At 58.8% G+C, this 24,385-nt stretch carries 23 protein-coding genes; 7 read left to right on the top strand and 16 right to left on the bottom strand.

Going from position 1 to position 24,385, the window contains the following annotated elements:
- The first annotated feature begins 40 nt into the window (after positions 1–40).
- Positions 41–799 carry an SDR family oxidoreductase gene (locus BLV81_RS00595; protein ID WP_092351367.1) on the top strand — a complete coding sequence of 253 codons (759 nt, stop codon included), beginning with the start codon at positions 41–43 and terminating at the stop codon, positions 797–799.
- A 240-nt stretch (positions 800–1,039) separates the two neighbouring features.
- Here the strand turns inward: BLV81_RS00595 and BLV81_RS00600 are convergent, their stop codons facing one another.
- The 9 genes from BLV81_RS00600 to BLV81_RS00640 all read right to left on the bottom strand — a co-directional run bounded on the left by BLV81_RS00600 (position 1,040) and on the right by BLV81_RS00640 (position 9,859).
- Positions 1,040–1,321: a DUF3303 domain-containing protein gene (locus tag BLV81_RS00600; RefSeq protein WP_092351369.1), complete on the bottom strand. Its 282-nt coding sequence runs from the start codon at positions 1,319–1,321 to the stop codon at positions 1,040–1,042.
- Between the two features lie 230 nt (positions 1,322–1,551).
- Positions 1,552–2,121, bottom strand: a complete 570-nt coding sequence (locus tag BLV81_RS00605; RefSeq protein WP_092351371.1) for a flavin reductase family protein — start codon at positions 2,119–2,121, stop codon at positions 1,552–1,554.
- A gap of 81 nt (positions 2,122–2,202) precedes the next feature.
- Positions 2,203–3,225 carry an SIS domain-containing protein gene (locus tag BLV81_RS00610; protein ID WP_255364837.1) on the bottom strand — a complete coding sequence of 341 codons (1,023 nt, stop codon included), beginning with the start codon at positions 3,223–3,225 and terminating at the stop codon, positions 2,203–2,205.
- On the bottom strand, positions 3,206–4,351 hold the full coding sequence (nagA, locus tag BLV81_RS00615; RefSeq protein WP_255364838.1) for an N-acetylglucosamine-6-phosphate deacetylase: 1,146 nt from the start codon (positions 4,349–4,351) through the stop codon (positions 3,206–3,208). Before nagA ends, BLV81_RS00610 begins: the two co-directional genes overlap by 20 nt.
- Positions 4,348–5,271: a glucosamine kinase nucleotide-binding domain-containing protein gene (locus tag BLV81_RS00620; RefSeq protein ID WP_092351373.1), complete on the bottom strand. Its 924-nt coding sequence runs from the start codon at positions 5,269–5,271 to the stop codon at positions 4,348–4,350. The genes nagA and BLV81_RS00620 overlap by 4 nt, the downstream gene beginning before the upstream one ends.
- Before the next feature lie 54 nt (positions 5,272–5,325).
- On the bottom strand, positions 5,326–6,447 hold the full coding sequence (locus tag BLV81_RS00625; protein ID WP_092351375.1) for an ABC transporter ATP-binding protein: 1,122 nt from the start codon (positions 6,445–6,447) through the stop codon (positions 5,326–5,328).
- A gap of 36 nt (positions 6,448–6,483) precedes the next feature.
- The gene (locus BLV81_RS00630; protein ID WP_092351377.1) at positions 6,484–7,368 is read right to left on the bottom strand and encodes a carbohydrate ABC transporter permease; all 885 of its coding nucleotides are present in this window, start codon (positions 7,366–7,368) and stop codon (positions 6,484–6,486) included.
- Between the two features lie 12 nt (positions 7,369–7,380).
- On the bottom strand, positions 7,381–8,304 hold the full coding sequence (locus BLV81_RS00635) for a carbohydrate ABC transporter permease (protein WP_092351379.1): 924 nt from the start codon (positions 8,302–8,304) through the stop codon (positions 7,381–7,383).
- Between the two features lie 295 nt (positions 8,305–8,599).
- Complete coding sequence (locus BLV81_RS00640; protein WP_092351381.1) at positions 8,600–9,859, bottom strand: ABC transporter substrate-binding protein; 1,260 nt, start codon at positions 9,857–9,859, stop codon at positions 8,600–8,602.
- Between the two features lie 444 nt (positions 9,860–10,303).
- On the opposite strand from BLV81_RS00640, the gene BLV81_RS00645 reads away from it, so the two are divergent.
- From BLV81_RS00645 to BLV81_RS00655, 3 genes are read left to right on the top strand one after another with little or no spacing between them, the layout of a single operon-like run.
- On the top strand, positions 10,304–11,662 hold the full coding sequence (locus tag BLV81_RS00645; protein WP_092351384.1) for an ABC transporter substrate-binding protein: 1,359 nt from the start codon (positions 10,304–10,306) through the stop codon (positions 11,660–11,662).
- A 6-nt stretch (positions 11,663–11,668) separates the two neighbouring features.
- Entirely contained in the window at positions 11,669–12,379 is a 711-nt protein-coding gene (locus BLV81_RS00650; RefSeq protein ID WP_092351386.1) for a response regulator, read from the top strand.
- On the top strand, positions 12,357–13,871 hold the full coding sequence (locus tag BLV81_RS00655) for an ATP-binding protein (protein WP_092351388.1): 1,515 nt from the start codon (positions 12,357–12,359) through the stop codon (positions 13,869–13,871). The genes BLV81_RS00650 and BLV81_RS00655 overlap by 23 nt, the downstream gene beginning before the upstream one ends.
- A gap of 21 nt (positions 13,872–13,892) precedes the next feature.
- Here the strand turns inward: BLV81_RS00655 and BLV81_RS00660 are convergent, their stop codons facing one another.
- The 3 genes from BLV81_RS00660 to BLV81_RS00670 all read right to left on the bottom strand — a co-directional run bounded on the left by BLV81_RS00660 (position 13,893) and on the right by BLV81_RS00670 (position 17,063).
- On the bottom strand, positions 13,893–14,795 hold the full coding sequence (locus BLV81_RS00660; RefSeq protein WP_092351390.1) for a LysR substrate-binding domain-containing protein: 903 nt from the start codon (positions 14,793–14,795) through the stop codon (positions 13,893–13,895).
- Between the two features lie 457 nt (positions 14,796–15,252).
- Positions 15,253–15,678, bottom strand: coding sequence for a DUF4019 domain-containing protein (locus BLV81_RS00665; protein ID WP_092351392.1), 426 nt, complete (start codon positions 15,676–15,678; stop codon positions 15,253–15,255).
- A gap of 197 nt (positions 15,679–15,875) precedes the next feature.
- Positions 15,876–17,063: an acyl-CoA dehydrogenase gene (locus tag BLV81_RS00670; RefSeq protein WP_092351394.1), complete on the bottom strand. Its 1,188-nt coding sequence runs from the start codon at positions 17,061–17,063 to the stop codon at positions 15,876–15,878.
- A 224-nt stretch (positions 17,064–17,287) separates the two neighbouring features.
- Between BLV81_RS00670 and BLV81_RS00675 the strand changes: the two genes are divergently transcribed.
- Together BLV81_RS00675 and BLV81_RS00680 are read left to right on the top strand one after the other, a co-directional pair.
- The gene (locus BLV81_RS00675; protein WP_092351396.1) at positions 17,288–18,517 is read left to right on the top strand and encodes a SorA family sulfite dehydrogenase catalytic subunit; all 1,230 of its coding nucleotides are present in this window, start codon (positions 17,288–17,290) and stop codon (positions 18,515–18,517) included.
- Positions 18,518–18,526: 9 nt separating this feature from the next.
- Positions 18,527–18,862 (top strand): SorB family sulfite dehydrogenase c-type cytochrome subunit, encoded by a 336-nt coding sequence (locus tag BLV81_RS00680; RefSeq protein WP_092351398.1) that lies wholly within the window; start codon positions 18,527–18,529, stop codon positions 18,860–18,862.
- Between the two features lie 67 nt (positions 18,863–18,929).
- On the opposite strand, the gene BLV81_RS00685 is transcribed toward BLV81_RS00680, so the two are convergent.
- Entirely contained in the window at positions 18,930–20,045 is a 1,116-nt protein-coding gene (locus BLV81_RS00685; protein ID WP_369823774.1) for an alkene reductase, read from the bottom strand.
- Between the two features lie 171 nt (positions 20,046–20,216).
- Entirely contained in the window at positions 20,217–20,813 is a 597-nt protein-coding gene (locus tag BLV81_RS00690; protein ID WP_092351402.1) for a TetR/AcrR family transcriptional regulator, read from the bottom strand.
- Between the two features lie 201 nt (positions 20,814–21,014).
- Here BLV81_RS00690 and BLV81_RS00695 point away from each other — a divergent pair, with 201 nt between their 5' ends.
- The gene (locus BLV81_RS00695; RefSeq protein ID WP_255364840.1) at positions 21,015–22,355 is read left to right on the top strand and encodes an MFS transporter; all 1,341 of its coding nucleotides are present in this window, start codon (positions 21,015–21,017) and stop codon (positions 22,353–22,355) included.
- Between the two features lie 15 nt (positions 22,356–22,370).
- Here BLV81_RS00695 and BLV81_RS00700 read toward each other — a convergent pair whose 3' ends face one another.
- Complete coding sequence (locus BLV81_RS00700; RefSeq protein ID WP_092351406.1) at positions 22,371–22,826, bottom strand: DUF4440 domain-containing protein; 456 nt, start codon at positions 22,824–22,826, stop codon at positions 22,371–22,373.
- A 118-nt stretch (positions 22,827–22,944) separates the two neighbouring features.
- Positions 22,945–24,384 carry an efflux transporter outer membrane subunit gene (locus tag BLV81_RS00705; RefSeq protein ID WP_092351409.1) on the bottom strand — a complete coding sequence of 480 codons (1,440 nt, stop codon included), beginning with the start codon at positions 24,382–24,384 and terminating at the stop codon, positions 22,945–22,947.
- Position 24,385 lies beyond the last annotated feature (1 nt).

Raw genomic sequence — 24,385 nt, forward strand, 5'->3', positions numbered from 1 at the left:
AGAAAATCAATGTGGAAAAACCGGTCAAGGGGTACACGATATGGCAATAACGAAAAAAGTCGCGTTGGTCACAGGCGCGGGTTCCGGCATCGGCAAGCACATCGCTCTGGCCTTGCTGCGCAATGATTACAGCGTGGTGCTGGCGGGCCGCCGCATCGCGGCACTGGAGCAAACACTGGCCGCAGCAGGGGCGCTGGGCGCACATGCCTTGCCGGTGCCTGCGGATGTCAGCGATCCGGCATCGGTCAAGGCGCTGTTTGAAAAAATCAGGGAACGGTTCGGCCGGCTTGATCTGCTGTTCAATAATGCCGGCATTTTTACCAAGTCGGCGTCGCTGGAAGATGTCGATTTCGCGCAATGGAAGGCGTCCGTCGATGTCAATCTGAGCGGTGCTTTCCTGTGCACGCAGGAAGCGTTCCGCATCATGAAGGCGCAAACGCCGGGCGGCGGCCGCATCATCAATAACGGCTCGATCGCGGCCCATGTGCCAAGGCCCAACTCGGTGGCTTATACCGCGACCAAGCACGCCATTACGGGCCTTACCAAGTCGGCCTCGCTGGACGGCCGTAAATACAATATCGCCTGCGGCCAGATCGATATCGGCAATGCCGCCACCGACATGACTGAACGGATGGAGCAGGGCATCTTGCAAGCCAACGGCCAGATCGCCGTGGAACCGACGATGTCAGTTGAAAATGTCGCCAATGCAGTGCTGTACATGGCTAGTTTGCCGCTGGATGCGAACGTTCAGTTCATGACGGTGATGGCGACCAATATGCCGTTCATCGGGCGCGGATGATGCCGGCGCCGCCATGGGGCTGAACGATCGCTTCATCTCCAGCTCGACGTTAAATACTTCGTGGTAACAAAGACGATGGCGTCTGTCGTATAGGGCGCGACCGTTGTTGCACATCGGAAAATGCCGGCGATCCGGCGCATTCATGCTGCGCCAGTTCGCGCCCGCGATCGGGACTCATTCTTCAGGATTTTATCAATTCGTCCCGCCAACGGGCGCTTGCGCCAATTTGAACACTGCCTTTTAGCCGCCGAAGCGCTGCAATACCGCAGCCAGCGCTTCATCTTCAAGAACAGGGACCGTCGTTAGTTCCATCAGGTCGTTCCACATCAATGAAAACTCCGCGATGGCCTTTGGATCGTCACTCTCAATCAGATCAAAGCCGCCGCTTAAATCGACATTTGTCCAGCGTCCCAGCAACGTGACCCCTTTTGGCGGTAGTCCGCCAGTCTTTTTGAAGCGGGCAATACTTTCCTCGCGGATCTTCGGGTCAGGTTTCCAAGAGAACGTCGTTATGAATTTCATGGGATTCCTCCTTCGTCATCGGTGAAGCGCTGTCTGGCCGGCGATTTTGTCTTGACTCCTCCTATTGTCCTATCGTTTGAGCAGCGCGTTATGGCGTGCGAACACGCACGCTAAACTGAATGCTAGGTCAGATTAAGCCAATATCAATCAGGTATTAAAAAGGTCTGAGCGAAGTTGAAAATCCGCGTCGATTACGGCTGATTCCTTGTCTGCGGGGAATTGAATCCTCGTTACGTCTTTAGTTCGACATTGAATGCTTCGCCGGTGGCAAAAAATGCGCCGCCGGACAAATAATGCAGCGACCGTTGAGCGTCGGCCGGGAAATGCCAGCGGCCTGCCGAAAAGGCCGTCGCATCGGCCCAGGCGGCGACTACCTCGGCGATAAACAGATCGTAGCGCTGCTGGTTGTGCAGCTCGGGAATCACCTTGCATTCCAGCCATGCCAGGCAACCCGAGATTAGCGGTGCAGCAATTTTCTCGGATGGAAATGTCGCGATATCGAGTGCGGAAAATTTGTCGCCATCGCGGCCCGAGCTCGATCCTACCGCCAGCGTGGTTTCAGCCAATGCCCGTGTCGGAATATTCAAGGCGAACTCGCCTGACGCATCCACCAGTTCACGGGTCAGGGTGCTGCTGTCGATCACTACCAAGACTTTGGGTGGATTGAAATCCAACGGCATCGCCCACGCCGCCGCCATCACATTATTTACGCCGGCATGCGCGCTGGTGACGATGGTGGTGGGGCCGTGATTGAGCAGGCGATAGGCTTTGGCTAATTCTACTGGCTGGATATTTTGCATGTGGCTTCCGAGTGTTGCGATAGCCTCTTAGTTTATCCGAGATATCGCATCCACTGCGGACAGCAACTCAAGCGAGTCGAGCTACTGCGTTTTGGTCACTTTACTCAAATGCCGCGGCTGGTCAGGATCCATGCCGCGCGCCGCCGCCAGCTGTGCCGCCATGACGTAGAAAGCCTGGATTGCCACGATCGGATCGAGATCCGGAGCAGCGGCGACCGGCAAGGTCAGGTCGCGTGCGGCGACATCGTCCGGCGCTGCCAGCAGCACCTTGGCGCCGCGTCCGCGCATTTCTTCGGCCAACTTGAGCAAACCGGCCTGGGTCGGTCCGCGCGTTGCGAAGATCAACAGCGGATAGCCTTCGTCGATCAAGGCCATGGGACCATGTTTGATTTCAGCGCCGCTGAAGGCTTCGGCCTGGATGGCCGAGGTTTCCTTGAACTTCAATGCCGATTCCAAGGCCAGCGGCAAACTGATGCCGCGGCCCACCACCATGATGCGCGAGGAGGGCGCCAGTACTTCGATGGCGGGTGCCCAGTCGAGCTGGGCGGCGGCGCTCAACGCCTGCGGCAGGGCGTCGATGGCGGCCAGGAATGCGGCGTCGTCTTGCCAATGCGCAGTGAGTCTGGCGGCGGCAACCAGGCTGGCGATAAAGCTCTTGGTGGCGGCTACGCTCAGTTCGGCGCCGGCATGCAAGGGCATGGTCCATTCGGCGGCAGCGGCCAGCGGCGATGCGGCGTCGTTCACCAGCGCCACGGTGGTGGCGCCGCTGTCCCGGAAATAACGGATAGGTTCGATCACGTCAGGGCTTTGGCCCGATTGCGAAATAGCGATGGCGAGCGCGTTGCGGGCGAGCAGCGGCGCTTTGTTCAGGGTCACCAGCGATAGCGGCAGCGAGGCGACAATCCGGCCCAGGCGCGCCATGATCAGATAGGCGCAATAATTGGCGGCATGGTCAGAACTGCCGCGCGCCACCGTCAGGATGGTCGACGGCGGTGCGGCCCTGAGACATTGCCCCAGTTGTGCGTAGCGGTCGCTATCCTGGCTGAGCAGCAAGGCAACATATTCCGCCGCCGAGCGGGCTTCTTTAAGCATCAGCGAGGTCAATTCTTTCTCCTTCTACATATACGGCTTTGAGTTTGAGCTGGCGATCCAGCACCAGAATGTCGGCGAAGCAGCCTTCCTTGAGGCGGCCGCGTTCCTGCATGCCGAGATAGTCGGCCGGATAGGTGGAGACGCGCAGCGACGCCTCGGCTATTTCCAGGCCGAGCGAAACCAGGTTGCGCAAGGCTTGGTCCATGGTCAGGGTGCTGCCGGCCAGCGTGCCGTCGCCAAGGCGGACGCCGCCCAGGCATTTATGGACAACCTGGCGTCCCAGCATGTACTCGCCGTCCGGCATGCCGGAGGCGGCGGTGGAATCGGTGACGCAATACAGGCGCGGAATCGCCCGCAGCGCGGTCTTGATGGCGCCCGGATGGACATGCAGCAGATCCGGGATCAGTTCGGCATATTCGGCGTGGGCCAGGGCGGCGCCGGCCATGCCCGGCTGCCGATGATGAAATGAACTCATGGCGTTGAACAGGTGGGTAAACCCGGCCGCGCCATTTTTCAGGGCCGCCACGCCATCTTCATAAGTACCCAGGGTATGGCCGATCTGCACCCGCATGCCGAGTTTGGACAAGGTTTTCACCAACGCCATGTGGCCATTGATTTCCGGCGCGATGGTGATCAGTTTCAACGGCGCAAAACTGCGCAGCCAATCTACCTGTTCCAACGTCGCGGCGATCGCAAAATCGGGTTGCGCACCGAGCTTGCCGGGATTGATATAAGGGCCTTCCAGATGCGCGCCCAGCACCCGCGCGCTACCTGCGCGGCGGCCGCGGCAAGCGCGGCCGATCGCGCCCAGCGCTGCTTCCAGTTCTTCCGCCGGTGCGGTCATGGTGGTGGCCAGCATGCTGGTGGTGCCATGCTGCGCGTGCAGGCGCGAGACCACATGCACCGCGTCGCCGGCTTCCATGATGTCCTTGCCGCCGCCGCCGTGGACGTGCAAATCGATAAAGCCCGGCAAAATATAATCGCCGTCGGCCGGCGCGTGCTCCAGCGCATCGCCGCGGATTTCGGTGATCATGTCGCTGAAGCCTATGCTGCCGGCAACCCAGCCGCCGGTAGTCAAGACGTTGCCATGCAGTTGCGTCGTATCGCTACCCGTGTTGCTGCTCATGCTGCTACTCATCTCGTTTCTCCTACAGACTCTGCTTCGAGCTGCTGGCGCAGCAGCAGCAAGGCGCCGGTTGCGGCGTTGGCGCGCGGCGTAATCGCGCGGGATTTTAGCGGTTCCGGCAGATAGGCATGCAGCGGGCCGGCGAGGCCGCCGCACAGGGCGATCGGCAATTGCTGCGAAGGATCGAGCGCGCTGGCGATCTGGGCGATTTCATGGCCCGCCTTGCGCAAGATGGCGAGCGCGGCTTCATCCTGTCCGGCGTGGGCTACTACCAGCGGCGCCAGTTGCGCAAACAGGCTTTGATTGGCGCTGTTGGCCCAGGCCAGCACGCGCTCCCGGTTTTCGCCGGCGCTGCAGGTTTCACCACCGCCGCAGAAACGGACGATGGCGCTGGCCAGCGGCCCTCCTGCGGCACGGCCATCCAGCACGCGCTCCACATGATTGGCTGCGCGCAGGCCGATCCAGCCGCCGCTGGCTTCGTCGCCGGTGATGAAACCCCAGCCGCCGACCTCGCTGCGGCTGCCATCCGACCGCAAGACTTCGCCGACGCTGCCGGTGCCGATCGCTACCACCACGCCGGCCTGGCCTAAATGCGCGCCCAACAAGGTGGTGAAGGCATCGGTGCCAATCGCAAGCGCGCCGAAGCCAGGATTCTGCTCAGTAAATTGCGCGGCCCACAGCGGGTTGTTAACACCCGACAAGCCGCAACCTGCTGCAATCGCCTGCAACGGCGGGCGGCTGATGCCGGCACTCTGAAATGCACTATCCAGCGCCGCGACGATGGCGTCCCAGGCCTTGCCGGCGCCATGCATCAGCGCCGATGGTCCGCTGCTGCCGTCGGCGACATGACTGCCATCCGGGCGTTCGATGCGGATGTGGGTTTTGGTGCCGCCGCCGTCGACGCCGATCAGATATTCGTACGCTGTATTCAATTCAACTCCCACGCCTTTTTTTGAAGCTGCATAGTTTATCGTGGATCCGCATCATCATTGTTTAGATGAAATCATATTTCCTGGTTTCAACCTTGCCAACGCCAGGCCCTGGGCGTCGAATACGTGGAAAGCGTTGCTTGGCGCCGACAAGGTGACGCTGTCGCCGATATGCACCGGGTTGTTGCCGTCGCCGCGCACCAGCAGATCCTGGCCATCCTGCAGCGTGACGTAGATGAAGTTGGCTTCACCCAGATGTTCGACGATGCTGACTTTGCCGCTGAACACTTCACCACTATGCGCGTTTTCCAGAATATGTTCAGGCCGCAGTCCAACCGTGACGGCATCGCCGGCCTTGCTGCTTCCGGCGCTCACGTCGGCACGGATTTCCTGGCCGCTGCTGAGTTTGATTCTCAGGCAGTCAGCCTCGACCGCCGCCACCGTGCCGCTGAACAGATTCATTTTCGGCGAACCGATAAAGGTCGCGACGAACAGGTTTTGCGGGCGCTGGTACAGCTCCAGCGGCGAACCGGCTTGCTGGATATAACCGTCGTTCATCACCACGATCTTGTCGCCCAATGTCATGGCCTCGACCTGGTCGTGGGTGACGTAGACGATGGTGGCTTCCAGTTGTTTATGTAGCTTGGCGATTTCGAGCCGGGTCTGGACCCGCAATGCGGCATCCAGGTTGGACAGCGGCTCGTCAAACAGGAATAGTTTCGGCTTGCGCACGATGGCGCGGCCGATGGCGACGCGCTGGCGCTGGCCGCCCGACAGTTCCCGCGGCAAGCGGTCCAGCAGGTGATCGATTTTCAGGATACCGGCTGCGTGGCGGATACGCTGGTCGATGGCGGCCTTGTCGGCGCCGGCGATCTTCAGGCCGAAGGCCATGTTCTTGTACACCGTCATATGCGGATACAAGGCGTAGCTCTGGAACACCATCGCAATGCCGCGTTCGGCCGGCGGCAAATGATTGACTACCCGGTCGCCGATAGCCAGCTCGCCGCTGGTGATGCTTTCCAGCCCGCACAACATGCGCAGCAGGGTTGATTTGCCGCAGCCGGAAGGGCCCACCAGCACGACGAATTCGCCATCCTTGATTTCCAGGTTGAGGTCGGCCAGCACGTTCTGCTTGCCGTCATACGATTTGGTGACTTGCTTAACGCTTACGTTTGCCATGGAATGTCTCGTCTTCTGCTGTGTTTTACTTGATGTCTACTTTACGGCGCCGGAAGTCAGGCCGCGAATCAATTGCCGGGAGAATATTACGTACATGATCAGGATAGGAATCACGGCCAGCGACAGTGAAGCCAATACCGAATTCCAGTCGGTCACGTACTGGCCGATGAATTGCTGCACGCCGAGGGTGACGGTTTTGGTTTCATCCGAAGGCGCCAGGATCAGCGGGAACCACAAGTCATTCCAGGCCGGAATCATGGTGAATACGGCTACCGTGGCAATCGCCGGGCGGATCAGCGGCAGGATGATCTGGAAGAAGATCTTGAACTCGCCGACGCCGTCGCAGCGCGCCGCATCCTTCAATTCCTTGGGAATCTGGCGGATGAATTCAGACAGTATCATCACCGCCAGCGGCAGGCCTTGCGCGGTATACACCAGGATCAGCGCACTGCGGGTGTTGATCAGGTTGAGGCCGACCACCAGTTGCAGGATGGAGACAGTGCCGAGCCGGATCGGAATCATGATGCCCAGCGCCAGATACAGCGCCATCAGGCGGTTGCCGCGGAATTTGTATTCCGACAAGGCCCAGCCAGCCATCGCGCCGAACAGCACGATCAGCAGCAGGGAACCCAAGGTGACCACCAGGCTGTTGCCGAAGTACAGCATGAAATTAGTGTTGTGCAATACCTTTTCAAAGCCGATCAGGGAAAACGACTCCGGCGTCGGGAACGCCAGCGGGTTATCGAAGATGGCGTCGCGCGACTTGATCGAATTGATCAGGATCAAGGCAATCGGAAACAGCGCGATCACGGCATAGGCGCACAGCACCACGTGGACCCAGATGCGGCCCAGGTTGGCAAGCCGGCTAGGGCGGACAATCGGCGCAGCTGCGACTGGAGAGAGCGAGGAAATGGATGTCATGAGCGGTCCTCGTTACAGTTCGTAGCGTGTCAGCTTGCGCTGCACGAAATAGAAATAGCTGGCAACGCCGAGCAGGATTACCAGGAACATCAGGGTTGCCACTGCGGCTCCCATGGTCGGGCTGCCGATCTGCGCCTGGTAACCGAAGAAGGTGCGGTAGAAGAAGGTGCCCAGGATGTCGGTGCTGTAATTAGGGCCGGCCAGCGCTCCCTTGACCGAATAGATCAGGTCGAAGGCATTGAAATTGGCGACAAAAGTCAGGATAGTCACCAGTCCCAGCGTCGGCAGAATCAGCGGCAGCTTGATCTGCCAGAAAATACGGAACGAACTGGCGCCTTCGGCATACGCCGCTTCCAGCACTTCTTCCGGCACCGCGAGCAGGGCCGCATAGATCAGCATCATCGGGATGCCGACGTATTGCCAGACCGAGATCAGGCCCAGGGTCAGCAGCGCGCTGCTTTCTTGTCCCAGCCATGGCGCAAAATAGTCGCCCAGGCCGACATGCGTCATCAAGCCTTCGCCGACGCCCCACAGCGGCGACAGGATCAGTTGCCAGATGAAGCCGATGATCACCACCGACAGCAGGGTCGGCAGGAAAATCAGCGTGCGGTAGGTGCGGGCGCCGCGCAGGCCCTTGAGGCTGAATAGCGTGGCAAGCAGCAGGCCGATCGGATTTTGCAGCAGCATGTGAATCCCGAAAAATTTCAGGTTGTTCAGCATGGCGTTCCAGAATGCCTTGGACCAGTCCGAATCGAACAGGATGGTGTGGTAATTGGCGAGGCCGACGAAACTGTGGACGCCGGCGTCGTTGCTGGTATAAAAGCCCAGGCGCAGGGTATCCAATAAAGGCAGCGCGCTGAACATGGAATAGATGATGACTGCTGGCGCCAGGAATATCGCGATGTGCCAGGGGAATCTCTTTTTTTGAAGATACATACCGGTTTTCTTTGAGTGCAAGAAACGCAGTTCGCCCGGGGGCGCAACGACTGTCACGGGGGAGATCGTGACAGCCGCTACGGCCCCGCTGAGCGGACCATGGACGTGATGACGGCTTATTTTTGTGTCAGTGCCGTTCTTCACGGACCTGCCTTGGCGGCAGGCCTTGGCTGCAAGTGTAGTACTACTCTGGAGAATCTACACCTGCCAGCTTGTCGGCAAAGGGCGGGGGGGGGGGCGATCTGCAACCCCGCCCGCGCCAACAGATGGCATTATTGCAATGCTGGCAACAAGCTTACTGTTGCGGCTTATACCACTTGGCGAAACCGGCCTGGATTTGCGCCGCAGCTTCCTTGGGCGCCAGTTTGCCGTTGAGAACCTGGGCATTCACGTTCCACAGCTGGTTTTCCATGCTTGGTTCGCCGCGGTTGAGGATTTGCGCGTTGAGGCGGATGGTCGACGAGCAGGATTTGCGCCAGTCGATCATCTGCTTGGCAACCGGGTCCTTGACCGAGATCAGATGATCCGACAGCGAGAAAAAGCCGGTGACTCTGTTGGTATAGATGTCGGCAAATTCTTGCGAGCCAAGCCAGGCCAGGAATTTGTAGGCATCTTCCTTGTTCTTGGATTTCTTGTTGACGCCCATGCCGATATCGTTGTGATCGGAGATATAGCATTTGTCACCGGCTTTAGGCACCGGCGGCGGGAACGCACCCATCGAGATTTTTGAATTGTCGTTGAAGTAGGCGATATCCCAGGAGCCGGCAGGATAGATCGCTGCCTTGCCCAGTGCAAACTGATTCTGGCTGTCGCCGTAAGTTTGCGAGCTGGCGCCCTTGGACAGGTATTTACCCAGCTTGGCTTCATATTCAAAGGCGTTGACGAAGTTGGGATCGGTGAATTTTTCCTTGCCCGCGATCAGCGCCTTGCGGCCTTCTTCGCCTTTCCAGTAGTTGGGACCGATGCCGGTAAAGATAATCTGGCTGGATTCCCACTGGTCGTTGGTGCCCAGCGCCAGCGCTGCGTATTTGCCGTTGCTCTTGATGGCGTCAAGCACCTTGAAGAATTCGGCCTCGGTCTTCGGCGCTTGCAGGTTCAGGTCTTTGAAAATCTTCTGGTTGTACAGGAAACCGTGGATCACCGAGGCCATCGGCATACAGAACGTGTCTTTGCCATCATCGCTTTGCCAAGCCGTCTTGGCCGAAGCAGGGAAGTGTTCCATGCCTGGTTTGCCATCCAGTTTTTCCAGGTTGCCCTTCTTGTACAAAGACAAGGACACGTCGAAAGGGCGGCAGGCGATCAGATCGCCCGCGGTGCCGCCGGCCAGGCGGGCGGTCAGGCTGGAGTCGTATTCGGTAGGAGCGGTGGGCGCAAATTTGACTTCAATCCCAGGATTTTTTTTCTGGAAAGCCGGGATCAGCACGGTTTCCCACAAGGTCTTGTCATCGACGCGCCAGCTTTCAATCGTCAGCGTGCCGGCTTGTGCCGTGCCAACGGTCGCCAGGGCGATCAGTACGGCATTGCGGATAGTGCGAATTCGGTTGATGGTTTGCATCAATGTCTCCTCTTGGATTTTTATGGCTTGGATTTTATCGCTTGGGGTCTCAACTGCTTCTTTAATGCGGCTCTTTCTGGAGCTCGATGCTGATTAAAGTGCCGCGAACAGACATTAGCATCATAAAAAATGTGCTGCCATCTTAGTTGCAATCTATCTTGATAATTTGTTTAAGTAATTGATTTTATTGGTAAAAATTAAATTTCATGATTTTTGTCGATTACATATCTTTACAGTGCAAGCCACCGATTATTGTTTCTTCATCCGGCCGCGGGATCGATTGCCGGTGATACGGCCCTTCCTGAACTATAGATAAAATTACGAAAACTTACGTTTCTTTACAAAACGAGAAGAGCGTTAACGTTGTGCAGCGGACTTGCGCTATAGTCACACGCGATGCGGGAGACGGAACAAGCATTTATAAGAATATCAACAAGGCGCTAGATGATTGATAAGCGACACGCGAATAACAGGGGGGACGCGAAAGCCCGGGCTGCAAGTTCTCGCAGCTGGATCGTACTCCTGGCAGTACTTTATTTATTCAAATACACGATCAGCACGGCCGATGCCGCCACCATGGCGCCGCTCTCTCCCGCGAGCCAGGCCGCCGCGGCATTGCAGGTGGTGCACTGGTGGACCTCCGCCGGGGAGCGCAAGGCGGTTGACGTGCTGGCAAGCAAACTTGCCGAAGAAAATATTCAATGGCGCGATCTGGCAATTCCTGGCGGCGCCGGTCTTGGCGCCAGCAAGGTACTCAAGAGCATGGTGCTTGCAGGTAAAGCGCCTGAAGCCACCCAGCTCAACGGGATAGTGTTCGGCGAGTGGGCCGATCTCGGCTTGCTGCTGGAGCTGGACGATATTGCCGCGCCGGGCAACTGGCAAAAACTATTGTTTCCCACCGTGTGGTCGCTGGTGCATAATCGTGGCCATGTGGTGGCGGTGCCGCTGGGCATACACCGCATCAACAATCTGTTCTATAACAAGAAGATTTTTGACCGGCTCGGTTTAGCGGCCCCCAGGACCTGGGCTGAATTCGACCGGGTGGCGGAAAAACTCAAGCATGCCGGCATTACCCCGCTCGCGCAAAGCAGCGAGGCCTGGCAGGTCGCGACCTTGTTTGAAGCGCTGGTGCTGGCCGAAAGCGGCCCTGCTTATTACCGTTCTTTGTTCGTCGATCTGAATCCAGGCGCATTTGGCGACGCCCGCATGACCCATGCGTTGCAGCGCCTGCGGGCGCTCAAGGAATGGATGCCGGCGCCGCTCAAGGAGCGCCCGTGGCCGGACATGACCCGGCAGCTGGCCAGCGGCGACGCCGCCATGTTTGTAATGGGCGATTGGGCCAAGGGCGAGTTGCTGGCCTGGGGCTTGACCACCGATCAGGATTTTTCTTGCGTCGCGCTGCCAGGGACTGCAGACTATCATCTGTACAGCGTCGACACCCTGGCCATGTTCGCCGGCGACTATTCGCATCAGCCGGCGCAGGAAAAGCTGGCGCAGCTGATCATGTCGCAGCCGGTGCAAACCGCTTACAATCAAGCCAAGGGTGCGATCCCGGCGTGGCGCTCTCCGGATCTGTCGAAAATGGATAGCTGCGCGCGCGCCTCGTGGAGCGCGTTCAGCAAGGGCAGTGCATTCCAGGCGCCGAGCCTGGTGCATCGCATGGCCGCCGACGAAACCGCGAAAGACGCCATCGTGGCTGAAGTGCATCGTTATTTCATGGACGACAAGATGGCCGAAAGCGATATCCAGCGCAAGCTGGCGAGCATTGCCAGGTCCTTGTCGAAAACAGGTAAGCAGGAATAGGCCCAAATGCGCAAGATATTGATTGTCGACGACGACCAGAAAACCAGGGTGCTGTTAAAAGCTTATCTGGAAAAAAATCAGTATGAAGTGCGCCTGGCGCATAACGGCGAAGCGTTCCTGGCAGAGTTCCAGCGCTATGCGGACGAGCTGTCGCTGGTGATCCTGGATGTGATGCTGCCGGATACCGACGGTTTTGCCTTGTGCAAAACGGTCAGGCGCCGTTCCAACGTGCCGATCATCATGCTCACCGCCAGCTCCGATGAGACCGACCGGGTGGTCGGCCTGGAACTCGGCGCCGACGACTATATCGCCAAGCCCTACAGCCCGCGCGAACTGCTGGCGCGGATCAAGGCCATCCATCGCCGCAGCGGCATAGACAGCGCAGTCGCGCCGCGCTACTACCGCTTTGTCGGCTTTACGTTGGATACGGTGGAACGCACCCTGAGCGATCCGGACGGCCGACTGGTGGCGCTCACCGGCCTCGATTATCAATTGCTGAAATACTTTGTCGAGCACCCGGGCGACGTGCTCGACCGCGGCGTGTTGTGCGAAGAAACCCGTGGCCGCGATGCCGGGCCGCTGGACCGTTCGCTGGATGTGCAGATCAGCAAATTGCGCTTGCGCCTGAACGACGGCGGCAAAGATCCGCATTTGATCAAGACGGTGCGCGGCGCCGGTTATGTATTCTCTGCCGATGTGGCCGCTGCGCAAATCTGAAGCGGCGCCCAGGCGTAGCTGGTCAGCCAGATATAATCAGCTGCTGTCCTGGCTGTTGCCGCATACCTTGCTGGGGCGGCTGTCGGTAGTCATGGTGTTCGGCGTGCTGGTGACGCAATTGGCCGGCGGCTTGATCTGGTCTGCGCAGTTACGCAGCAAGGCGGAAGTCGAAACCAAAACCGCGGCCCAGCATCTGGCCCACACCGCGGCCAGCGCGATCCGTTTTTTCATGAGCTTGCCGGCAAACTATCGGCCGATCCTGATCCAGCAATTACGTGAAATGGGCGGCACCCGATTTTTCGTGAATACCAACGACGGCCCCGTCGCCATCCACAAGATTGCCGATAATGCCTTGGCCAACATGGCGCTGGCCGATATCGGCGCGACACTGAAAACCGATCTGCCTTTCCTGCCCGGATTCCGCCTGGCGTTTGCCTGGCCCGGCGATCTGATGGTGTCGCCCGAAGGTCTGCAGGTTGCGGACCTGCCGGACAGCTGGGTCCAGCACACGCTGCTGATCAAGCCGAATCCGGCGCCGGTGCTGGTGATCCAGACCGAGCTTGAACCTGGCAACTGGCTATACCTGGCGGCTCTGATGCCTAACCCTTATTTCCTTGATAGCGATAATCCCTTGTCGCCGGAACGCTTGCTGTTGCAAGGCGTGTCGCTGGCCACCGTGCTATTGCTGTCGATCCTGGTGGTGCGCTGGACCACGCGCCCGCTGGCGGCGCTATCGGACGCCGCCGAAGCATTCGGCAAAGGCGAGACAGCGCCGGAACTGCCGGAAACCGGCAGCCGCGAATTTATCAAGACCGCGCGCGCTTTCCGCGCCATGCGCGAGCGCATCAAACGCTATCTGGATGATCGCGAGCGTTTGTTTGTCTCTATCTCGCATGATTTGCGGACGCCCATTACGCGCCTGAAGCTGCGTACCGAATTGCTGGACGACGAGCAGTTGCGCGGCGAGTTCCATGAAGACCTGGATGAGCTCGACATGATGGTGAAAGGCGCTTTGCAATCGGTCAAGGACAGCGATATCCATGAAAACCGCACCGAGGTAAAGCTTGATGGGCTGGTCTTGCGCATGATCCGCGACGCCCGCATGGCGGGGCATGAAGTGGCGTTCAGCGAATCGGGATTGACGGTGATGGCAAAGCCGCTGGCGCTCAAGCGCGCTATCGGCAATTTGTTCGACAACGCCTTGCACTACGGTGAAAAAGTCGAAATCGCGGTGACTGCGATGACAGACGAGTCAGGCAAGCAAATCCGGATCCGGATTCGCGATCACGGCCCCGGCGTACCTGAAGAAGCCTTGCACAGCTTGTTTGATCCATACACCCGGCTGGAGCATGGCCGCGACCAGAACGCCGGCGGCATGGGACTGGGCTTGGGTATCGCACGCAATATCGTGCAAGCGCATGGCGGCGAGCTGCAGTTGCGCAACCACGCCGATGGCGGCCTGGTGGCGACCATCGTCTTGCCTGCCAGCTAAGTCAGCAGGCCTTAGGCTGTGCTACAGGCCGAAACCATAGTTCTTTGCAACGTGCAAAGCCGCCTCGCGCAGGTCATGGCCCAGTTCCGAGCGGATGCCGCCGCTTGGGTAGGCGAGTACGTATTTGTAAGTGATGTCGGCCTTGAACGGGCGCGTGATGACGCCGTGAGGGCGCCAGATCTTGGCGGCAAACGGCTCCACGATAGCCACGCCGAAACCATTCGCAACCATGGCGTAACGGGTGTGCGAGGTGTGCGTCTGAATCGTGTAATTGGGACGGATCTCGGACGATTTCAATGTCGATAATTCGCGGTCATAGGATTGCGCGCTGTTGGGCATCCAGCCGATCACGTTTTCGCCGTCAAGATCTTCCGGCAGGATGATTTCTTTTTGCGCCAGGGGATGGGTCGCCAGCATGGCGCACAGTACGGTTGCCTCCATGATCGGCTCGACCTCGATGCCGGCAAATGGCGGAAACGCCAGGCTCAACGCCATGTCGACCTTGAGGTCTTGCAGGCTGACCAGGATTTCGGGCACGGTGCAGCTATCGATCTTGACTGAGACATCCGGATGCTGTTTAAAGAAGCGCTGCAATATCTCGGGCAGCAAAGTGGTGGATAACACCGGCAGGCAGGCAATGGAGAGGCCTTCCGGCGCTTCATGGCGAATGCTGCCGGCCACTTGCATCAGCCGCTCCAGTCCCAGGAAATTTTCTTCAACCGCCTTATAAAAACGCACCCCGGCGTTGGTCGGTTCCAGGCGGCCTTTGGCGCGGTTGAACAGACGGAAACCGAGGTCTGCCTCTAAATCGGCGATCAGCCGGCTGATTGCCGGCTGGGTCACATGCATACGGCGGGCGGCGGCCACGCTGGTGCCGGAAATCATGAGTGAACGGAAGGCTTCGATTTGTCTGAAACGGATCATGGTCTTATATCAAAACAGAGTGCTGTCTCGTGCGCACCTTGCGCTATATAACAAACTGCTATGGTGCATACGAATTTGTGAGTGGACATGATATTCCATTCTTGTAACACTGTGTGTATTGGAGATGTGGTGATTGGCGCTGCCAATAATACCCGTCTTACGAAGAATTACACCGAATACATTCGATGGTATTCAGTATGCGCACGGACGGATCTACGCTGTCATCTGCGCGAAAGAATTCTGGTTATGTCCAGATTTGCCCACAAGGCACCCTGCATTAAGAGATTTCGAGGCCCTCACGAGGTGGCTTTCGGATCCTGGGGTTAAGCTGAGCCGCCAAGGCCGCAACGCTGTCAATCACTATTCCTTCCGGTTTGCCCCGTCTGCAACCATCTGCTGCTTCCATACTTCGCTTTTGCTGTTTCCTACTATTCCCTGCTATTACCTTCCATTCCCGTTAACGAATGAAATAGCCTGAAACTTTCCAGCTGCCGTCTTTTTCACGCATAGGCGTGATGGTTTCAACTGCGGATTTTTTGTTTTCGAACTGTGTTTCGTACTGGATCACCACGTATTCGCCATCGGGCGCACCGGGCAAGGTAGTCGCATATTCCTTGCTTTTGAGCTCACGTGCCTTGACCGGACCAAGCGGCGCCCTTAACGAACGGATGCCGGTTTCCCATGTGTTTTTTGCGATGCCGGTCTTAAAGAACGTACCTGCACGCTCCCAGCTCTCGCCGTACTTGCCGGCATCGGTTAGCGACATCCATGCGGTCGCTGCGGTTTGGGCTTGTTTGATGAGCTCGGCTTGCTGGTCTGCCGCGAAGGAGGGGGCGGTGGATGTCAGCAGCACGGCGGCGACTAGCGTCAGTATGGTTTTCATTTTCCGTTTCTCCCTGGATCAAATCTCAGTAGGTCGCGCAGATGGGCTTATGCCTTGCCGATGCGCTCAGATCATAGGGGCCGCCGCAGCTATCTGCAATGCAGCCGTACTGCCCATGCCGCCCGCTAACGAACTGCGGCGGCAAAAAAACATTTTCAGGGCTTTACATGGACATATTGACGTGGCTTAAGAGTGATTCAGTTGGCAAATGCCGCTATCCCGGTTTGCGCCCGCCCCAGAATCAGTGCATGCACGTCTTGCGTTCCTTCGTAGGTATTGACCACTTCCAGATTGACCAGATGGCGGATCACGCCGTATTCATCGGAAATGCCGTTGCCGCCCAACATGTCGCGCGCAACGCGCGCAATCGCGAGCGCCTTGCTGCAGGAATTGCGTTTCATGATGGAAGTGATTTCGACCGATGCACTGCCGTCGTCCTTCATGCGCCCGAGTCGCAGGCAGCCTTGCAGCGCCATCGTGATCTCGGTCTGCATGTCGACCAGCTTGACTTGCACCAGCTGATTGGCGGCCAGAGGCCGGCCGAACTGCTTGCGATCCATGGTGTATTGGCGCGCCGCATGCCAGCAGAATTCCGCTGCGCCCAGCGCACCCCAGGCAATGCCGTAGCGGGCCGAGTTGAGGCAGGTGAACGGGCCTTTCAAGCCGCGCACATCCGGGAAGGCGTTTTCCTCAGGGCAGAATACCTGGTCCATCACGATTTCACCGGTGATGGAAGTACGCAAACCGACCTTGCCTTGGATGACCGGCGTCGACAGGCCTTTCCAGCCCTTTTCAAGAACGAAGCCGCGGATAGCGCCTTCATCATCCTTGGCCCAGACCACAAACACGTCGGCAATCGGGCTGTTGGTGATCCACATCTTGCTGCCGGAGATCTGGTAGCCGCCGTCGACCTTGCTTGCGCGCGTGACCATGCTGCCGGGATCGGAGCCATGATCCGGTTCGGTCAGGCCGAAGCAGCCGATCAGCTCGCCGCTGGCCAGTCGGGGCAGGTATTTTTGCCTGGTGGCCTCGCTGCCGAATTCAAAAATCGGCAGCATCACCAGCGAGCTTTGCACGCTCATCATCGAGCGGTAGCCGGAATCGATGCGTTCTATTTCGCGGGCAATCAAGCCATAGCTGACGTAATTCAGGCCGGCGCCGCCGTATTCTTCCGGAATCGTCGCGCCGAGCATGCCGAGCGCACCCATTTCCCGGAAAATCGCGGTATCGGTTTGCTCCTGGCGAAACGCCATCAGCACCCGCGGCGCCAGCATGTCGCGGGCATAGGCAGCTGCGCTGTCGCGCAACATGCGTTCATCGCCGCTGAGCTGCTGCTCCAGCAAGAGCGGATCGTCCCAGTGGAAGCTGGCGTGTGATGAGGACATTTTTTCTCCAAAATTATTTTCGATGCGATCTGCCTATCTGCCTATCTACCTATTGCATAGGTAGATGTCAGCTTCGCAATTTGCTTTACGGCTCGTTGCTATCGAGCTAAAGTTCTTGTCATATTACCCGATGAAAAATGAGCTGGACCGGCCGCAGCGCAGTAATTTTTGCTGGCAGGCCAGCTCTCATAACTACAACAATGTTGATATTGCAGGAGAATGCCATGAAATCCGATGAAGGCAATGCAGCATCCAGCCGCCGCAAATTTTTGCAGCACGCGGGGCTTGCTGCAAGTTCACTGGCGCTTGCGCCGTTATATAGTGTTGCCGCCACCACCAGCATACCGGTGGATAACGGCGAGCGAGACCTGATCGCCTATCCGCAAAAACGCCCGTTGATGCGGATTACGACGCGTCCGCCGCATCTTGAAACGCCGTTCAGTGTGTTCAATGAAGGGCCGCTTACTGCGAACGATGCATTTTTCGTGCGCTACCACCTGGCCAATATCCCGACCTCGATTGATGCCGCCACCTATCGCTTGAAGATCGGCGGCCGGGTCACGCGCGAGCTGTCGCTGTCGCTGGCCGAGCTGAAGGCGATTGCGCCGGCAGTCGAAGTAGTGGCGGTCAACCAGTGTTCCGGCAACAGCCGCGCCTTTTCGACGCCGCGCGTGTTCGGCGCGCAGCTCGGCAACGGATCCATGGGGAATGCGCGCTGGGTCGGCGTGCCGTTGAAGGCGGTGCTGGAACATGCCGGCGTGCTGACGGACGCTAAACAGGTGAGCTTCAAAGGGCTGGATCAGCCGGTGCTGCCGACTACGCCGGATTTCATCAAGGCGCTCGATATCGAGCACGCCCTCAGCGGCGAACCGATCATCGCCTGGTCCATGAACGGCGCCGATATTCCTTTCTTGAACGGCTATCCGATCAAATTGATCGTGCCCGGCTATTTCGGCACATATTGGGTCAAGCATCTGAATGAAATCGAAGTGCTGGACCATGTCTACGACGGCTTTTTCATGGCGACGGCGTACCGTGTTCCCGACAACGATTGCATGTGCGTGACGCCTGGAACCGCGCCAGGGAAAACGCGGCCGATTTCGCGTTTGAAGGTACGCTCCTTCATCACCAGCCTTCACGATGGCTCGGTGGTCCATGCCGGACGCCGGATCGAGCTGAAAGGGATTGCATTCGATGGCGGCAGCGGTATCAAGACCGTCGATATTTCGGCTGACGGCGGCCAGACATGGAAGAGCGCAGTGCTGGGTAAGGATCTCGGAAAATACTCTTTCCGCGAATGGCGCTTCGGCATCACGCCGTCGCGCAAGGGGGAGTTGCAGCTGATGGTAAGGGCGACCGCGCAGAGCGGCGAAATCCAGCCGCTGGAAGCTACCTGGAATCCTGCGGGATATGCGCGCAACGTGATCGAAACCACAAAAATAAGCGTTGCTTAGGAGATCGCCATGAACTACGTAAAAACGATGCTTGCCGGCGTCCTGCTTGGCGCAGCTGCGATTGCATCGGCAGCGCCCTTGAGCATTACGCTGCCGCAGGAAACGGCCCAGCTCAAGCCTTCCACTCATCCGGGTTATGTGGTCGCTACGCAGATGTGCGCGATCTGCCATTCTGCCGACTACATCAACCAGCAGCCCGGCAAGATGAGTCTGACGCAGTGGACTGCGGAAGTGGCGAAAATGCAGCACGCATATGGCGCGCCTCTGAGCGATGACCAGGTTAAGCAGATTGGGGAATACCTGGCGATCACCTATGGCAGTGAAAAGCCGGCGGCAGCGCCGTAAGCTGCGCCGGCCGTGAGTCGCGACCGCTTGTGCAATTCGTGCACAAGCGGATCGATAAGATGGTTGCTTAGGCCTCGCTCAACGCCGGGTAGTCGGTATACCCATGCTCACCCACGCCGCCATACAGCGGCGCATCGGCAAACGGCACATTCAACGGCAGGTTGTGCTGCAAGCGATATACCAGGTCCGGATTGGTGATGAAGGCGCGGCCGAAAGCGACCAGGTCGCCATGACCGCTGGCGATGGCTTCGCGCGCCATCATGCGGTCATAGCCGTTATTCACCAGCCAGGCGCCGTCAAAGCGTTGATGCAGTGCTTCGTAGTCGAACGGCGCGTTATCGCGCGGGCCGCCGGTGTGGCCTTCGACCACGTGCAGATAGGCCAGGCCAAACCGGTTGAGCTGTTCCACCAGATAGTTGAACAACGGTTGCGGCTGGCTTTCGCTGGAATCGTTGACCGGCGATACCGGCGAGATGCGCACGCCGACCCGGCCGCCGCCGATCTCGGCGGTGGTTGCGGCCACCACTTCCAGCAGCAGGCGGCTGCGATTCTCAATGCTGCCGCCGTAGATGTCGCTACGGTGATTCGAGCCGTCGCGCAGAAAACTGTCGAGCAGATAGCCGTGCGCACCGTGGATTTCAATGCCGTCGAAACCTGCGTCCATGGCGCGCCGCGCCGTTTGACGGAAATCATCCACTACGCCTGGGATGTCTTGCAGCGCCAGTTCGCGCGGCACCGAGGTGTCGACATAACCCTCGCCGGGTACAAAGGTCTTGGCTTCGGCGCGGATGGCGGACGGCGCTACCGGCGCCTTGCCGTCCGGCTGGAAGGAGACATGCGACATGCGGCCGGTATGCCAGATTTGCACCACGATGCGGCCGCCTTTTTCATGCACGGCGTCGGTGATTTTTTTCCAGGCGGCGACTTGTTCCGGCGTATGCAGGCCCGGCGTGTTGGCGTAGCCCTGGGCTTGGGCAGAGACCTGGGTCGCTTCGGTTACGATCAGGCCGGCAGATGCGCGCTGGGCGTAATATTTCAGGTTCAATTCATTTGGCACATTGCCTTCGCCGGCGCGGTTGCGGGTCAGCGGCGCCATCACAATCCGGTTGGATACTTCGATGTCGCCGATGCGGGCGGGTTGGAACAGGCTGTCTTCGGTACGGGTTTCTGGGGTGCGGCTCATGTGCATTCCTTCGTGAATAAATCGCTGTCAGGCGATTGGTGGTTTGACTTGCTGCTTTAAATAAACGGCGTTACAGATTAATAAATGACAAATAAGCGACAAATAAGCGACCGGTCGTCTCGGATTTGTTTTAAAAAAATGGATTCAATTCCCGCTGTGGCTTCCGTGGCTTCATGGCAGAAAAAAATGATCGAACATCAGATTGACGCAGGCGCGCACCGGCGCCGTCGAGCGTTCGATTTTCATCCGTAGCAGGGCGCCTTCCCAGGCGTTCCAGAAAAAATCGGTCAGCTGTTCCGCGTTCAGGTCGGTGCGTACCGAGCCATCGGCCTGGGCTTTGCGCAGATAGCTGGCAAAGCGCTTGCGCCAGCCGCCGACCACTTCTTGCAGCGTGAGGCGGCAGAGTTCGCTGGACTCCGACATTTCGGCAGCAAAATTGCCCAGCAGGCAGCCGGCTTTCACTTCGCACTGTTCGTGATAGCTGATGATACGTTCGTAGGTGTAGCGCAGCGCAGCCAGCGGCTGTTCCGGACCCTCGGCAAAATAGGCCGACCACTGGTCCGCGAAGCCGGTCGCGTAGAACGAGATGACCTCGGCGCCGAAGTCTTCCTTGCTCTTGAAGTAGTTGTAAAACGAACCCTTGGGCACGCTGGCGGCATCGACGATTTCCTTGATGCCGGTGCCGTTGTAGCCTTGCTCTGCGAACAGCCGGAGGCCGGTTTCGAGCAGGCTTGCACGGGTATCGTTGGGGACGTGGAGTTTATTCATTCCGCTATTATATGACCAGTCGTCTCAAATTGCTTGGACTTAAAAAATATTAATTTATTATCATCTTTGGCGCGCTGCGAAATTTTCTCGAAAAACTGCGGAATGAGTCTTCGCTCGCGCTCATTTCACCTATGAACATCCAACATATTTAATTTGCGGCGGCAGGTAAATGCTGACGGCATTACTGCTATCATTTGGTTAATGTTCCCACCAGGAACTGTCCATGCCGCGCTTACTTACCCAGTGTTGCCGCTTTCAGAGAGTTGCCTTATTTTTAACGCATTCCGTCAATTTTTCACACGCAAGCTGTCGGCCGATCCGATGCTGCGCCATCGCGATTTCCGCCGCTTCTGGCTGACCACCGTCATCGCCAGCTTCGGCGAACAGATCAGCAGCCTGGCGATTCCACTCACTGCGGTGCTGCTGCTGCAAGCCAGCCCGGCGCAGATGGGCATGCTGATTGCATTGCAGACTTTGCCGTTCGCCTTGTTCTCGCTGCCAGTCGGCGTCTGGCTGGACCGGCGCAGCAAGTATCCGGTGTTGCTGTGGTCGGAATTCCTGTTTGGCGTCGTGCTGGCGGTGATTCCGCTGAGCTACTGGCTGGGTTTGTTGAACATGCATGTGCTCTACGCGGTCGGCTTCCTGATGGGGATAGGCTTTGTCATCGGCGGCAGCGCTTCCCAGGTGTTTTTGGCGCAGCTGGTGGGACGCGAGCATTTGCTGGATGCGCAAAGCAAGTTTGCCGCTACCGACTCGATGGCGCGCCTGGTCGGCCCGGGCATCGCCGGCATACTGGTGCAATTGCTGACGGCGCCGGTAGCGGTGCTGGTCGATGCCCTCGGCTTCGTCGGGTCGTGGTGGAATTTGCGTTATCTGCGCAAGCGCGACACTTATCCCGCGCCGTCCGATCGTCACCCCTTCCGCGAAATGGTGGATGGCATCAAGATGGTGTGGAATCATGAAGTGCTGTGGGCGCTGGCCTGGGGCACCGCCTTGTGGCAAGTGCTGTTCAACGGTTACCTGGCTTTGCAGATCCTGTTCGCCACCCATCAGTTGGGCATGTCGCCGGGGGTGTTGGGTGCGGCGCAAACGCTGGGCGGCCTGGGCGTGCTGGTCAGTTCCATATTGCTCAAGCCTTTATCGCGGCGATTCGGCAGCGGCCGCACGATCCTGATCGGCCTCGGCGGCACCGGTGCGGCGTGGCTGCTGCTGGCGATGATCCCGGCAAACCTGTTCGGCTCACCGCTGCTGAGCGCACTGGCTTACGGCGTGGTGGTGTTCATCTTCGATTGCAGCGCCATGCTGTATTTCATGCCTTACCTGGCGCTGCGGCTGAAACTGACGCCAGACGCGTATCACGGCCGCATGGTGTCGACCATGCGTTTCATGACCGTGGCGGCGGCGCCGCTGGGCGCCTTGTCGGCCGGCTGGATTGCCGAGCATCTGGGGGTGCGCAGCGGCTTGATTGCTATCGCGGCGGGCGGCAGCCTGCTGACTTTCGGCTTGCTGAAGACTTCGCCGTTACGCGATATCCGGGATTGAAATTCGAGATTAAAGTCAGATCCGATCCGGCACAGCGAGGCCGTCCCGTTCGTCTTCCCAGGCAAGCGAGACCAGTTTCCAGCTGTCGTCCATGCGGATCAATTGCAAAGTCTTGACGCCACGGGCTTGAAACGCCTGGCCGTCAAGGATTCCCGATTTTTGGTAGATGCAATAGCGCTGCGCGATGCCGCCGAAGATATCGGTGCGGGCCGATACTTCCTGCTCCTGAAACTCTGTCAATCGGCCGCAGCTCAGCAGTTGCCGGCGCGGTTCGATGAATTCCTGCAGCGTGTAGATTGCGCGCTCGGGGCCGTTGCACCTGATAATCAAGCCTTGCGGAATGAACATGCGGTGAATGGCGTCGACATCAGGCTTGATGCCGTTTTTGTTGGTAAATACGGAAAAAAAAGCCCGCGTCAGCGCGTCGATTTCGGCTGATGCAGGCAGGAGCGAAGCGTTATGTGTTTGCATGGCGGCCGGGTGAGTTGGTGGTGCTGAAAGATTAAGCCCTCGCCAAAAACCAGGCAAGCAGTATCTTCGACTATGGCGATGCGGCGCCAGTCACGCCACTGCACCGCCATACTTCAGACTACTTAGCCAGAGCCAAGGCGCTGCTGCCGGCGGCAGCTTCATTCCAGCCGCCACCCAAGGCCCGAATCAGGCCCACCGACGCCACTGCACGCTGGCCAACGGTCTGGCTTTTTGCGCGTTGCGCCGAGAGACTGGAACGTTGCGCGTCGATGACTTCAAAATAGCTGGTAGAGCCATTCCGATAGCGCGAATCGGCGAGACGGGCTGCCAGTTGCGCCGACTTCACCGCATCTTCCTGGAAGCGGATCTGATTGTCCAGGGTGCGCAGGGCGCTCAGGTTATCTTCCACGTCCTGGAAGCCGACCAGCACCTGTTGCCGATAATTCGCCACTACCGATTCATAGTTGGCGTCGGCCCGCGCCAGGTTGGCTTTGTTGCGGCCGCCGTCCAGCAAAGGCAGGTTCAGCACGGTGCCGACCAGCGGCCCCAGCAGCCAGCTGCGGCTCGACCACTGGAACAGATTGTGCAAGGCGTCTGAAGCGTAGCCGCCAGACGCTGTCAGCACCAGGCTCGGAAAGAACGCTGCCTTGGCGACGCCGATGCGGGCGCTGGCGGCAGCCAGCTGGCGCTGCGCCTGGGCGATGTCCGGCCGCCGTTCCAGCAGATCGGAAGGCAAGCCGGGCGGAACGCTGACCGTCACCGGTTGCAGAGCTTCAGTCGCCAGTGTGAACTGCGCCGGCGCCTTGCCGAGCAGGATCGCCAGGGCATGGTCGCGCTGGGCGCGGTTGCGGCTGACGCCTTCCTGTTCCGCCTGGGTGACCGACAATTCCGTATTGGCTTGCGCCACATCCAGCTCGCTGGTGTCGCCGGCATCATAACGATGCTGGACCAGGCGCAAAGCCTCCTGGCGCAGCTTGATGGTTTGTTGCAACACATCGAGTTCAGCATCCAGCGAACGGATCGCAAAATACTGCTGCGCGACGTCGGCCTGCAAGGCCAGCAAGACCGAGCGATAGGCGGCTTCCTGTCCTTCCGCATCAAGGCGAGCCGCGCGGCTGCTGTCTGACAGCCGGCCGAACAGATCGACCTCGTAAGAGGCGTTCAATTGCGCACGCCATTGGGTTGAAGCGCCGCTGGCGTCACCTTGGCGGGTTGGCCCGAAGCCGGCGCCGAGCTGAAATGCGCGGTCGGCATCGGCCAGTCCGGCCGTGGCGCGTGCTTCCTTGACGCGCGCCATCGCCATCACCAGGGTCGGGCTGGATTGAGTCGCCTCATCGATCAGCTTGCTGAGTTCGGCATCGCCGAATACCGACCACCACACGCCGCGATCGGCGGCGTCGGCAGGCTGCGCCAGTTTCCACTTGCCATCCAGTGCCGCTGCCTCGCGATACTGGCCAGGCAGGTCGAGTTTGACCTGCTCGGGCGGTTTGGTGGTGGAGCAGCCGGCCAGCACCAGTGCGGCAACCAGCGTGCTGAGTTTGAGATTGAAAGTTTTCATG

This window comes from Collimonas sp. OK242, from assembly GCF_900107095.1.
Taxonomy (GTDB): Bacteria; Pseudomonadota; Gammaproteobacteria; order Burkholderiales; family Burkholderiaceae_D; genus Collimonas.